General features: G+C 39.5%; 12 protein-coding genes and 1 pseudogene. All 13 read right to left on the minus strand.

Translation table 11 applies throughout. The features are described 5' to 3' along the window. Positions 1 to 64: 64 nt before the first annotated feature. Positions 65 to 808: a 2-dehydro-3-deoxy-phosphogluconate aldolase gene (dagF, locus tag IGJ20_RS11625; RefSeq protein ID WP_002361094.1), complete on the minus strand. Its 744-nt coding sequence runs from the start codon at positions 806 to 808 to the stop codon at positions 65 to 67. Between the two features lie 3 nt (positions 809 to 811). Continuing rightward, a complete protein-coding gene (locus IGJ20_RS11630; RefSeq protein ID WP_126254791.1) occupies positions 812 to 1,915 on the minus strand; it encodes a DgaE family pyridoxal phosphate-dependent ammonia lyase in 1,104 nt (367 codons plus the stop codon). Between the two features lie 11 nt (positions 1,916 to 1,926). Beyond that, on the minus strand, positions 1,927 to 2,778 hold the full coding sequence (locus IGJ20_RS11635) for a PTS system mannose/fructose/sorbose family transporter subunit IID (RefSeq protein WP_161970862.1): 852 nt from the start codon (positions 2,776 to 2,778) through the stop codon (positions 1,927 to 1,929). Then, a complete protein-coding gene (locus tag IGJ20_RS11640) occupies positions 2,778 to 3,527 on the minus strand; it encodes a PTS mannose/fructose/sorbose/N-acetylgalactosamine transporter subunit IIC (protein WP_002355079.1) in 750 nt (249 codons plus the stop codon). Before IGJ20_RS11640 ends, IGJ20_RS11635 begins: the two co-directional genes overlap by 1 nt. Before the next feature lie 23 nt (positions 3,528 to 3,550). Continuing rightward, positions 3,551 to 4,045 (minus strand): PTS system mannose/fructose/N-acetylgalactosamine-transporter subunit IIB, encoded by a 495-nt coding sequence (locus tag IGJ20_RS11645; RefSeq protein ID WP_002355078.1) that lies wholly within the window; start codon positions 4,043 to 4,045, stop codon positions 3,551 to 3,553. Between the two features lie 19 nt (positions 4,046 to 4,064). Then, positions 4,065 to 4,466: a PTS sugar transporter subunit IIA gene (locus IGJ20_RS11650; RefSeq protein ID WP_002365282.1), complete on the minus strand. Its 402-nt coding sequence runs from the start codon at positions 4,464 to 4,466 to the stop codon at positions 4,065 to 4,067. A gap of 71 nt (positions 4,467 to 4,537) precedes the next feature. Continuing rightward, complete coding sequence (locus IGJ20_RS11655; protein WP_126254790.1) at positions 4,538 to 7,351, minus strand: sigma 54-interacting transcriptional regulator; 2,814 nt, start codon at positions 7,349 to 7,351, stop codon at positions 4,538 to 4,540. Positions 7,352 to 7,472: 121 nt separating this feature from the next. Next, positions 7,473 to 8,000, minus strand: coding sequence for a histidine phosphatase family protein (locus IGJ20_RS11660; RefSeq protein ID WP_002359138.1), 528 nt, complete (start codon positions 7,998 to 8,000; stop codon positions 7,473 to 7,475). Between the two features lie 66 nt (positions 8,001 to 8,066). Then, a complete protein-coding gene (locus IGJ20_RS11665; protein ID WP_126254789.1) occupies positions 8,067 to 9,515 on the minus strand; it encodes an amidase in 1,449 nt (482 codons plus the stop codon). Positions 9,516 to 9,611: 96 nt separating this feature from the next. Then, positions 9,612 to 10,276: pseudogene (locus IGJ20_RS11670) on the minus strand (helix-turn-helix domain-containing protein). 372 nt (positions 10,277 to 10,648) lie between these two features. Beyond that, positions 10,649 to 11,857, minus strand: a complete 1,209-nt coding sequence (locus tag IGJ20_RS11675; RefSeq protein ID WP_002359134.1) for an ABC transporter permease — start codon at positions 11,855 to 11,857, stop codon at positions 10,649 to 10,651. Next, positions 11,854 to 12,528, minus strand: coding sequence for an ABC transporter ATP-binding protein (locus IGJ20_RS11680; protein WP_002365285.1), 675 nt, complete (start codon positions 12,526 to 12,528; stop codon positions 11,854 to 11,856). Before IGJ20_RS11680 ends, IGJ20_RS11675 begins: the two co-directional genes overlap by 4 nt. Further along, on the minus strand, positions 12,521 to 13,687 hold the full coding sequence (locus IGJ20_RS11685) for an efflux RND transporter periplasmic adaptor subunit (protein ID WP_126254787.1): 1,167 nt from the start codon (positions 13,685 to 13,687) through the stop codon (positions 12,521 to 12,523). Before IGJ20_RS11685 ends, IGJ20_RS11680 begins: the two co-directional genes overlap by 8 nt. Between the last annotated feature and the right edge of the window lie 66 nt (positions 13,688 to 13,753).

Genomic DNA, 13,753 nt, shown 5'->3' on the forward strand with positions numbered 1-13,753 from the left:
TTTTATTTATTCTCCACTTGAGAGTAGCAAATCTGGCGAAGAAAGTCAAATAAAGATTGGCCCTTTACTTATTCAATGTGTTTTTCATCATGGTTAGTAACGTTTTCACGTCTTCTGTTCTAGTGTCCCCTGTTTCTTGATCGATAATTGAGCTGTAGACATGAGGAATGATTTTTTTAACGCCGGCATCCACCGCAATTTGAACAATTTCTTCAAAGTTTTCTAAATCAATGCCCCCTGTTGGCTCTAAGTAAAAGTCATACTTGGCACAAGCTGCTGCTACTGCTTGATATTCTTCTTTGTGAGCCAAGCCTTTCATCGGGAAATATTTAATGGAACTGCCCCCCATGTCTTTCAACAATTTGATGGCGGTTTCGATAGGTACTTCCGCCGCTGGCGCACCAGAGCTTAACGGACCTGTCGCAATGTTGACATAGCCAACTTTGCCTGTGGGTGAAACCAAGCCATTAATCACTGTTTCGTCTTGACGAAGTAAGGCCCGCGAAGCGCCGACACCTGTGAAGACTTGGTTCACGTGTTGCGGTTGTAGAACTTCTGATAAGCGAGCCACCATTTGACTTTGATTAGGATCGCCAGCCCCTAAGCCGACAGATAAAGCGTTGTTGGTTGCTGCTTGGTATTTTTTCATATCGTCAATGGCTGCTTCATCGGTTTCATAGTTTTTTGAAAGGACGCCTAACACAACATGCCCTTCTGCTGCTTCATAACAGGCTTGGGCATTTTCTACTGAATTGGCTAAGACGTTTAAACAAATGCGTTCTTCTAAATAATTAGGTTTTAATGACATGGCTTATTTCTCCTTTGTGTCCATAATTTCTTGTAATCGTTGCACGATTTTGTTCATTTCTTCTTGATTGACAGAACGAATGTCAAATTCAATGATGCCATTGTTTGCTTGATATTCTCGCGTATAAATGGCTGGACTTTCTGCTTTTAATGCTTGGCTGACTTCCTTAGCGGTTTTTCTGCCGTCCACTTTGACACTGGCGCGATAAATGTCTCGTCCGGCGCCATCCTGGACGATTTTAGCGGTTAAATCTGACCGTTTGTTGATGGCTTCAACAAACGGTTTTAAGCGCTCTTGCATCGAAGCCCCTGATTCACTGCCATGTGCCAAGTATTCTTCCACTGCTTGCGTAAAGCCCAAGATATTGTCTTTGCCAATTTTCATTGCTCGACCAATGCCTTTGCCTTGTAGGCGCACCCAGTCAATGTATTCTTTTTTCCCGACCACTAAACCAGCACTTGGCCCTTCAATGGCTTTGGCGCCGCTGTAAATCACCAAATCAGCACCTGCTTCGGTGTATTTGAAAAGATCTTTTTCTGCTGCCGCGTCAACAATTAGCGGCACCTTGTGGCGTTGCGCCACTTTGGCCGCTTCGGCCACCGTTAGCATACTTTTTTGCACGGTATGATGGCTTTTGATGTATAGAATGGCCGCTGTTTTTTCGGAAATCATCATTTCCACGTGTTCTGGACTGCACATGTTGGCGTAGCCAGCTTCCACCACTTGGCCGCCGCCTTGCGCTACCATGACTTCTACAGGCGTGCCGTAGTCCACGTTGTGCCCTTTAGGTAAAACAATCTCCCGCTGTTCGATTTTTTCTGAATAGGGATGATACGCGTGGTACAAGCTGCCTTTTCCAATCAGGGCAGCCACCGATTGGGCAATCCCCGCCGAAGCCGAGGAAACGATTTGGGCATCTTCTACCTTCAACAAGTTAGCTAAAAAGGCCCCTGTTTGCACACTAAGTTCACTCATTTCAAAGAAATGTTCGCCGCCGAATCGTTGAGCCGCGAGGACTGCCTCCGAAACTTTGGAGACACCTAGAATGGTCATTTTGCCAGAAGCATTGATGACTTCTTTTAAGTGGAATTTTTCGTAACTATTCATTATTTTCTCCTTTATAACAAACCAAAGAATGAAGTGACCAAACTAACTAAGACAATCGTGCCGATAATGATACCGTAACGTGGGCCTTTTTTTACCATGAAGAAATAAATAGCCATGACTGCTGCTAAAGGAAGCAACCCTTTCATAATTTGATCTAGGATATCTTGTAAAACAATCGTGGCACCGCCAGTAACTTTAAACGTCATCGGGCTAGCAATTTTAACATAACTCGCACTTAAAGCGCCCATCATCATCATTCCTAAAACATTTGCTGAATAAATGACTTGCTTAATTTTGCCGTCTTTTAACAAACTTAAGATTGAATTACGCCCTAATGTATAGGACTTATTCACTAACGTCCAACTGATGTATAACGTAATGGCTGTGTACAGAACCAACGGACCGATACTTCCAATCACGTTACCTCCTTTAGCCATTGGAATAAAAATGGAAATGATTAACGGCATTAATGCTGCCCAAATAATCGAATCGCCAATCCCAGCCAGCGGACCCATCAGCCCAGTTTTAATCGATGTGATCGCCGTATCAGAGATCGCTGCACCATTGGATTTTTCTTCCTCCATAGCAATTGCAATCCCTTGAATGGAAGCCCCTACTGTTCCTTCAGTATTAAAAAAATTCAAATGACGTTTCAGAGCTTCTTTTTGTTGTTCTTCATCGTCTGCGTAAAGTTTTTTAATTGTAGGAATCATCGATGCACAAAAAACTAAACTTTGAAGACGTTCATAAGAATTTGATAATTCACAGCCTAGTTGATAAATCCAAAAGGCTTTGGATAATTCTTTTTTAGTAATTTTTTTCTGTTCCAATTGTTGTTCATTTGCTTGTGTCATTTGTTCCATTATGCTGCCTCCTCACTCAATGCCTTGTTTCTAACTAAAAAGGCAATACAGATTCCTAAAATAGCGACGGCCATAACTTCTGCGCCAAAATATACTACTGCAACAAAACCAATTAAAAAATAAGGAATCAAATTTTTCTTGCCAATTACCATAATTGTTAAGGCGAAGCCTAACGCTGGTAAAATACCACCCATTACTTCAAAGCCGTGCATCAACCATGCTGGGATAACTTCTAAGACTTTATTCACCACGGATTGACCAAAAAAGTTCGCCGCAAAAACCAACGGAAAGCGAATTAAAAATCCCGCTAAAGCTGGATAAACAAACGCAGCTCGGTAAATCCCCCCATAATTTAACTCTTCCGCATATTTATCAGCCATATGCACCCACGTCGCATTGATGGTGCGCCGTAATTGATCCATAAAGACGCCTAACACACCAAAAGGAACAGCTAGTGCAACAGCCGCCTCGGCATTCATTCCCACACCTAAAGCAATCGGAATCGCGATTGCTGAAGCTAAAGCCGGATCACTAGGCACATTGCCACCCGGTGTGGAGGTGACTCCGAGATAAACAAGTTGAATCCCCGCCCCCACAACCATTGCTTCACTAAGTTTTCCTGTTGCTAAACCAGCCACCAACGCTGCGCCTAATGGCTGAGACAGCATGCCTGAAAATGTGTACCCAAAACGCAAACGTGCAAACCAATAATAAAGTCCCATAATAATTGAAACACCTAAAACGCCCATATGATTCTCTCCTTTTTCTCTGATTATAGTGATTGATATTTTTCAATTAATTTTTGAATTGGTAGGGGATTTTCTTCGGGAATCGCTTGGAAGAAAACATGGATGCCCTTCGTTAAAAGTTCAGTCAAAATTGCAACATCTTCTTCAGATAAATTGATATTTTTTAAAACATTTTTCCGATTTGGTCCGCCACCTAAGCCACCAACTTGAATCTCCTCTTTAATAATTTCTTGGTCCACCATCGCTTTTAAGGTCGTTAAATCTGGCACTAAAAATAACACCTTTTTCTCTTCCTTTTCTTGCGATTCCCAATATTCTTTGGCACTTTCAATCCCTTTAATTACTACAGAAACCCCTGGAGGCGCCGCCATTAAATAAATACTTTGTAAAAATTCATCTTGCTCTAGTTCATCACTCACTACCAAAATTTCATTTGCACCTGATTGTTGTAACCATTTAGTCACTACTTGTCCATGGATTAAACGGCTATCGACTCTTGTTAATACGATTTTTGACATTCTGTTCACCTGTACTTTCTTATTTTGGAATTTCTAAAATTTGACAACTGTCTACTGCTGCTTGTTGAATCATCTCTGCATCTTGTAAACGAAACCCAGGACCACTTTGTTTCATGACGGATTCTAATAATAACGATGTGCATAATCCTGACACGATCAGGAGGTCATAATCTTTTGATAAACGTAATGCAACGTTACTAGGTGTGCCACCTTTAACATCTGTTAAAATTAGCAGTTGGTTGTGCCACGTTAACTGGTCAATTTTTTCTGTGACTCGTTCTAAATAATCCCCCAGTGAATCCTCTGCTTGTAATGCAACTTCATGTACATTTGTGACTTCTCCAACAATCATCTGGACGCTTTTGACTAATTCCAAGCCCCAACCATTGTGTGTTAAAAGTAAAATTGGTTCATTTTCCATAAACAAACTCCTTTGCTAATTAATCATTTTATTAAAAGCAATAAGTGTGCCAACTTTCATTTCCGTTTGAATTAAGCCTTTTCAAAGAGCAATTCATAAATATAGCGCACTTCCAAAGGTGGAATCAACAGATTATAGGACACTTCAAGCGGTCGAAACGCCATTTTTATGACAGATACAGCTTCTGGCAACTCTCGATATGACACTTCATAAGCTGTCGGGTCATATTCTGGATTCAACAATTGCCGTTCTAACATACAAGCACAATGAATGATAAAACGAAGTAAAATCTTTTCGTCACTTTTTATTTTAGTTTGCAAGCAAATGTCTGAATAAATCTTAGCTAATTCGATTGAAATGGTTGTAGGATTCAAAACCGTTAGTAAGTCTGTAATAGCTTCGATTGATAATCCTTGAATATATTTAGCTGAAACTTTTTTTAGTAACTCTTGGTTTTGTTTTTCTTCTAAATGATGGCCTAATAATTCGAAAACTAGCTGAATGCCCCGCTTCGATAGTAAATCTTGTAAAGAAATAAACGGAATATCTGGCACTTCTGTCTTTACGGTGCCAATGATACCAACGATTTTCTCTTCTTTCCGAACAAAAGAATGCAAGCGATCAATGTCTTCCACTTCTCTTTTCTCTAAAGTAATGATGCGTACATTCGTTAGTAATTCATTGGGAAAAGTTTTTAGTAACAACTGTTCAATTTTAATAGCAGTCCCCATGCCAGTTAGACAGGAAATAATGAGAACTTTTGCCTCGTTGAAGCGACCTTTACTGCAAATCAAGGCACGATGATTTTTTTCTTTTAAGACTGGTAATAGATACTCAAACGCCGTCGATTCATAAATGACTTCTCGGGCCACTTCTAGCAATGTTAATAGATTGATATTGCTAATTAGCAGCACTTCCATTTGAAACGTTTGACTGATAGCATTACCAAAGTAAACCAGGGAACCGATGTCCACCATTAAAATAATTTTTTTATACTGATTTTGCTTTACAATTGTACGGACTTTTTCTAATGTTTCTTCCACTGATTGATTAATCGGCATATCAACTGCACGCATGACCGTTGTTGAAAACAGAAGGTTGGTGTACTCAACCATGCTACTGGCCGTCGCGGCACCATGTGCAACGACGATAACGCCACAGTTTTCTTCATCTGAGTGCGCTCTTTTTTTAGCTGTGACTTTACGAATAAATAGATCGAAAAAGAGGATTTCCGTATCAGCAAAAGAAATCCCAAACAATGTTTGTAGAAAGTCCACCATGGTCTTAGCAGCTTGATACTGGGTTACTTTGCCAGAATAGATATTTTTGGTATCTGAATAAAATGTTTCATTCATTTGTGCAGAATAAAAAACAGCAGAATAAAGGTGGACAATTAAAATATTCTGGAAATCCTCTGTCAATTTTTCTTGGATTAATTGTTCAAAAAAGACAATGGCTTCTTGAATTTTTGGCTGCAATGTTTCGTCAATGGCCTCTATGGCTAGCGGTTCTTGAGCAAAAATATCCATATCATAAAGTTGCTCGACTTTGTTTTGCATGATTGCTAGCGCATCCTCTGTCGAAAGAGTTAATTTTTTCAAATCCGCATATTCTTTCAATAGAAAATTATAAAAACGATCATTTTTCAGACTTTCTGATTTAAGTAACTCTTGACTGCTTAAATAAAAATGGTTGTATTGAATCGTGAGGCCATCGTTAGGTATCCACTCATTAAAAGCCAGCAGACTTTCTACATCAGGTTGCTCTTTGACTGTCCCCTCGTTTGCTTCAATGCAAATAGTTTCCGTTAATTGATCGAACACTTCTAAATAGGCTTGTGCACTCATAAATTGAATCGCCGCTTTCAATTCACCAACGTTGGCTTCAAAATGAGTAAACGTTAATTGTTTCAACGCCTCATAACGAATATGGATATTCTTTTGAATCCGTTGACTTTCTTCTAAGAAAAAGGACAAAATCAATTGAATTTTTTCTTTCAAAGAGCGCTCGGCTAAAGCTGGAATGGCTAATGTCACAGGGATCCTTCTTAAAAACGTTTTCAAAAAATGTTGATTGACTGCTTCGGTTGTTGCAAAAATAAATTTTATCGATACATTTCTTTGTTTTTCGGCTTCGCCCATCCGTGTAAAATACCCTTTATCCAAAACTGTAAACAATTTTTCTTGGCCTTCGCTCGTTAATCGATGGACTTCATCTAAAAATAAAAAACCGCCATCTGCCAACTCCACTAAACCTTTTTGGTCATTGACGGCACCAGTGAAACTGCCTTTTTTATAGCCAAACAGATGCGAAGTTAATAATTCTGGATTGTTGAAATATTCTGCACAATTAAAATAAATAAACGGAACTTCTTGGTTCATTTTAACTTGATAAAATTGGTGTAATTGTTCTGCAATTAAGGTTTTCCCCACCCCAGATTCTCCAGTAAGTAAAATATTCAAGCCATTAGGCGGATATAAAATAGCGGCTTTCAACTTCTTGATGGCGTCTGCTAAGCTCCCATCAAAACCAATTACGTTCGCAAATGGATTCATTTTCAGTAGCTGCTTTTTCTTATGTATCTGTTCTGTCTGTTGATAAATGTCCTCTTGCAGCGAAGCGAGGGAATCGTAGCACGTGCTACTTTTAAAAAAAGGAAACTGTTCCTCTAAGTAGTCTTTATCAAAAAATAACACTGGTCTAGATTTAACTTTAACGACTTGGTCTTTTCTCACTAATTCTGAAAGCTCTTCACTAACAGCGGTTCGGGTATAGCCAGAGGTCTGACTTAATTGCGAAGCCGTTGCGGGCAACAAGGTTGCTTTGCTACTTGGATTTTGTACGTGAAACTGTTTTAACGCTTGATGAATATTATCAATTCTCATAGTCTTTTCCCCATTTCTTTTTTGATCCAAAAGTTAATTTATTATACATTAAAACGGAAGCGGTTTCTTATTTACCATAAAAAAAATCAAGTCTTTAACCAAAAGATTAAAGACTTGATTTTTATTCTCCGTATTGTACAAGTTGTGTATTTTCACAATGAAAGTCCAAGAAATCTTGGATTTTTTTACCATTGAAGTAGTTATCAATGACTCGCATGACCGCATTGTGGCAAACAAATAGGTAAGTTTCCTCTGAAGCCAAGGCTTCCTCAATCAGGGGATAAATTCGACCCGCGACATCTAGGACTGACTCCCCTTCTGGAAACGGCAAGGAAATCTCAGAACGATTTTCTTGGAAAGCCGTTGTTTCAATCGGTTCACCATCATAAATGCCAAAATTCATCTCAATTAAACGAGGTTCTGTTTCAATCGTCAATTGATTTCGTTCCGCAATTTTACGGGCTGTTTCTTGCGCCCGTTTTAAAGGCGACGCCAGTAAACGGTCGATTTGAATTCCTTGTTTGGCAATTTTTTCAGCTACCAATTCCGCTTGTTGATAGCCTTTTTCGGTCAATTGCGCTTCCGCATGACCACAAATTCTACGGGCCACATTATAATCTGTTTCACCATGTCTCACTACGTACAGCATTTTTCCACCTCAGTTTTTTTGTCTTGTATCTATTTTATCTGAAATTTGGTCACAATAACACCCTATTTAGCGGTAACTTTCTGGTAATTTAAATTTGCCTTCTTGCTCAAACTGTTCGCCTACTTGGAATAAGAGATCTTCACGTCCACGAGCAGCCAGCAATTGAATGCCTAAGGGTAACCCCGTTGCCGTAACATGTGTGGGCAAGCTGATGGCTGGTTGTCCTGTCAAGTTAGCTAGTTGAGTATACGGTGTTAGCTGTAAACTTTTATCAAAATAATCATAGATTAATTCAGCTAGCTCTGCTTCTGTTAATTCTGCTGCTTGCTCCATTCGTTGACGAATGTGCTCACTTTGCAAATCTTCGTTAATTTTTGGTGCTGAAAAAGCCGTTGTTGGTGATAAAAACAGATCAAATTTTTGAAAAAGTTCTTCCATCGTTACTGCTGCTTGATCCCACAACTGTAATGAATGAACATAGGTGGCTGCTGGAATCTTTTGGCCAAATTGATGCATGGTCCATGAAAAAGATTCGATTTCTTCTTTACGAATTGGGCGCCCGAGCCCCTGTTGAATGCTGTTCATCATCGCTGTAGTTTCTGCGCCGTTCATTTGATAATAGGAGCGAATCAGCGCTGCACCATCGACTGGATAAGGAATCTCAATGATTTCATGGCCAGCGGCTGCCAGAAAATCAGCCGCTTGTTTCGCCGCTTGTGTTGCTTCTGGCGAAATCAGTGAGCCGATAGGCGAAGCGGTACACAGAGCAATTTTTAGCCGTTGTTTTTTAGGGTGTGTTTGCCATTCTGCCAAGGGCGCTTGGTAGGGGGCGCCACTGTGGCTACCACGTAGGCCATAAAATAACGCTTTGGTGTCTCTCATAGAAATAGTCAACGCAAAGTCAATCGAGGCACCTTGCCAGCCTCGCCAGCCTTCTGGGCCGACAGGCATGGAGCCACGGCTAGGTTTTAAGCCAATTAAGCCACTAAAAGAGGCGGGAATTCGGATGGAGCCACCGCCATCGCTAGCGCCGGCTATAGGAACAATCCCGCTAGCGACAACTGCGGCAGCGCCGCCACTGGAACCGCCTGGCGAATGTTCCAGGTTCCAAGGATTGCGGGCTGGCCCGTAAAGCGCAGGATCCGTAATATTTTTAAAGCCAAACTCTGGGGCGTTGGTTTGTCCTAAGGGCATCAAACCAATCGTTTCTGCTTGTTTGACAAAGTTAGAGGTCGTTGTTGCAGTACTATTTTTAAAAAGTTGCGAGCCGGCCGTTGCCGACCACCCCGCTTTTTCTTGGCCTAACATTTTCAAAGGAAATGACAAACCAGCAAATAGTGTGTCCTGCTGTTTATTTTTTTGATAAGTTGCTTCTGCTTCTTGGCTGTCAAAGGTTACAAAGCCATTGATCTTTGGATTTAACTTTTGGACTTTTTTCTCAATATCCTTTAAGAGTTCTGTGTGACTTACTTTCTGTTCTTTTAATTGTTGTACCCAATATAGTCCGTCTTTCATACAGACCCACCTCCTATACTATTCCTTATTAGTATAGCATGGTTTTTAGGGGTCATCCTGTGATGGTGATTTTCATTCGTCAAGAGTTTCTTTATTTTAAGTAAATAATTCGCCAATGTAAGGAAGCAACTGCGGATGCAGTTTGTAGCCTTTATACCGTGTATTTTGGATACCTTGTTTTTTAAAGCCCCCTACTTGAATTTTTTTATTTAATTTTGTCAGCTGTTTGGTCATTTTTTTCGATTATTGGCTGTTTCTTCTGTGTCATATATTAATTTACAAAGGCGCTCCATTGGTAAGTGTTCTTTTGGCGTACTATACAAGACAGCCAGTAGTGCACGTTCTGCGGCTGTTAGCTTTATCCCCTCTACATCTAACTTTTCATCTTCTCGTTGGATGGGTTTATTTAATTCTGCCAAAAGGAGATTTTCTCTTAATGTATCCAAAGTCGCATCCAATCGTAACCAATTGAGAATGCCATATTGATAGCTAATGCTCAATTCTTCCGAGGTAGGAATGTCTTCCGAGCGAAGAAACAACGGCGTTTTAACTCTGGCTAATTCCTTTAGATATAAATATTGTTCTTTGCGAGGAATCGTTTCGCTGAGAATGATGGCATCAAATTTTCGATAAAACAAATGACTTTCCTTAATTTCACCAATCAGACACGTCGTACAAAAAACTTGATGATCTAAATGCTGTAAGCGGTTTTGAAAAGCAGTTTCTGATAAAATATTTTTTGTGATGACCATTATTTTCATTCTTGATTCCTCCTTAATTCTTTTTTAGTTCAAAATTTTCTCAATTTTCGTGTTTTGTTTTGATATATTTAGTATACTGGAATTTTTTCGAATTAAAATTTACAAGCAAATCAGTCATTAACAGTCATTCCTGTAATCCCCGATTTATAAAGGATTTCCAATAGTCTTATTTAAAAAATGTTTGTTATTTAATCCTCAACGTGCTATTTTTTTAATTTTTTTCTTTTTTATTTAGCTGACAAACGTCAAAAGGTTGGTAGCTAATATCAACCTTTTGACGTTTGTTAGCTACTTTCTCTTGAAATCTTTGGATTTTTTTCTACTTTCACTAAAAAAAACAGCCAAAAATGGCTGTTTCTTTGCTATTTATATTTATTTCATAATATCGATTAAGTCTTTTTTTGAAGCTGCCGAGGCAGGGAAATAGCTAAATACAACCCCGATAAAGACAGAAATCCCGATGGCTAATGAAACCGTCATTAAGTCTGGACGAACAGAAAACGGTAGTGCCATTGAGGCTAAGTAGGCAATAATCATTCCTAAAAGATAACCAGTAATTCCGCCGATTAAGGTCAAGGCAATTCCTTCTGTTAAGAATTGCTTTTTAATATCACTGGCTGTCCCGCCCAATGCACGTCGGATACCAATTTCCTTAATCCGTTCTGAGACCGAAATGTACATCATATTCATAACGCCGACCCCAGCAATTACCAGTGAAATAGCCGCAATTGCGGAAATAAACAAGGTTAAATTATTTAATAAAGAGCCCATTTCTTTGATGGTATCTTTAACATTATATTCTTGATACGTCCCACTGTTTTTCATGGTTCCTTGTTGAGAGAGAGTTTTTATTGTTTCTTTCAATACTTGATCTGGTTGATAGCCAGGTGCTACTGTTAGTTTCAACGTAGATGTATCTTTTAGCTTGCCGAAATAATGTTCATAGGTCTTTTTGGGAAAATAAAGCAATGAGTCATCATTACCTGGACCAATGGCACCGCTGGTATTGGTTGTCACGCCAACAATGGTAAAAAGTTGCTCTTTATATGGAAAAGTTCGATTAACTGCTGCAGTTGGGTCTTGGTAGAGTTCTTTGGCAACCAGTTCATCCACCACCACTGTTTTATCCAGTTTTGCATTGTCTCCATCATTCAGTTGGCGTCCCGCCAACAATTCTTTGGTGGTTTTGTCGGCAAGTTCATAGGTTACAGAAAGATTTTTCGGTCCTGCTTGAAAATTCAGTGTACCTTTTTGGGCGCCATCAACTTCTCTTTGATCAAAATCAATTTTTTCTACGCCAGGAACCATGCGCACGACCCCTAAATCATTGTCGGTAAACATCGCTTGGTCACTAAACATATCCGAAGTGTTGTAGGCCGAAAAAGAAATCTTTTTCACATTTTCTTTTTGTTTTTCAGCAGATAATTTATCGACCATGTCTTCTTTAAAGCCGTTACCGATAGCCACGATGGTAATCACCGAAGCGATCCCGATGACAATCCCTAGCATCGTTAACAAGCTGCGTCGCTTATTTTTCAAAATGGAACGGAAGGCGGTTTTCCAAATAATTGAACGTTTCATGTCAGCACCTCCTCTAAAATCTTTCCATCACGAACTTTAATCAAACGATTGCAGTATTCAATTGTTTCTTCATCATGTGTCACTAAAATAATGGTGACACCTTCATTGTTTAATTGCTGAAAGAGCGTTAAAATTTCTTCCGATGTTTTACTATCTAAAGCCCCAGTTGGTTCATCTGCAATAATAAAACTTGGCCGATTGACAATCGCACGCGCAATGGCCACACGTTGTTGTTGTCCGCCCGAAAGTTGTTTTGGATGCTTCTTGCCTTTATCTGGCAAGCCGACTTTTGTCAGAACTTCGTGGACACGATCTTTGGCTTCTTTTGGGGTTAACCCACTATATAAAAGAGGCAATTCAATGTTTTCTTCAACTGTTAGTGTTTCAATTAAACTAAAATTCTGAAAGACAAAGCCGACTGCTTCATTTCTAATTCGGGATAGTTCCTTATCAGAAAAGTCGCCAATTTCACGGTCTTCAAATAAATACGTTCCTTCAAACTTTTTATCAATAAAGCCTAGCAAATTAATCAAAGTCGATTTCCCAGAACCAGAAGGACCCATAATCGCTAAAAATTCTCCAGCGTCTACTTGGAGGTTAATATCATCTAACACATGCAGTGTTTCTTCTTCGGAATAATAATATTTATGAATATGGGCTAGCTTAATCATTGGCAGCTACCTGAACATCTTGATTATCTTTTAATTCTTTATTGGGATTGTCAATCACTTGGTCTTTCCAATTCAAGCCACTTTTGACAACTTTACGACCTAAATTTGTTTCTGTTTCAATCGGTGTTTTTTTCGTTTTGCCCGCTTTGTAAACATAGACAAATTCTTTTTCGCCTTCTTTTTGGATTGCTGCTGTCGGTATAATCATTTGCTTTTGTGGCACAGCGATACTAGTAGACAAGCCTTCTGCCCAAGGAAAATCACCTTCTACTGTAAATTGATAACTCACTACTGGATTGCCTTCATTTTTAGCTATTGGGGTTTGCGCAATGGAAACAATTTTGCCTGGCGCTGATTTGCCTGAACCAACGGTCGTCACTGTTACTTCTTCCCCTGTCTGTAATTTATCGTAATCATACTCGGTTACTTTTCCTTGAATATTTTTCTTTTGTGTTGCAATTTTAATGACTGGTTTGTCGGTACTACTCATGGCACTAGCATCAACAGTGACTTGGCCATCAATTGGTGCTGTAACGACTGTGTTGACTTTGCCACGTGTTTGTTCAAGCGTGTTTGCTGCTCCGACGGCATCACCGTTGGCTAATTGAAGGGCTTGGTTAGCTTGGGCGACTTCACTATTCGCAGCACTAACGGCTTCATTCAATTGCTGAATTTCCGCATTTAGTGTTTCTTTCTCTTCAGCCTCTTTTGCGGTGTTTAATTTTTGCTTGGCTGCAGCAACTTTGTTTAACGCTTCATTGTATTTTTGAGTGGCTAAGTTAACGTTCTCTTGTGCTTGTTGAACTTGAAGATTGTTCCGATTAACGGCATTCGCTTGTTCTGTTTCTGTGGCTTGGATGTCTGAGTTATTGTACGTTAACAATGGACTATCTTTCTTGACTTCTTTACCATTTTCAACATTTATTTCGGCAATTTTTCCTAAAGAAGGATCAAAGAAAATATCCCGAGTATCTAGAAAACTCACTTGACCATCTAATTTTAATGAGGCCATTTCTGTAATGGTATACGTTGTGTATTCAGGTTCAACTTCTTTTGAAGAAAAAACTGTTTTTGCTCCGATAAATCCGACGACGACCACTGCGGCACCAATACCGAACCACACTTTTTTATTTCGCTTCTTCTGGCCTGACTTTTTCATTTATTTGTTCCTCCTTGATTTCTGTTGACGAGTTTGTCATTTTATTTAGTATATAATGACCTGAAT

It is taken from the genome of Enterococcus sp. DIV0294 (genome assembly GCF_050558155.1).
Lineage (GTDB): Bacteria > Bacillota > Bacilli > Lactobacillales > Enterococcaceae > Enterococcus > Enterococcus faecalis.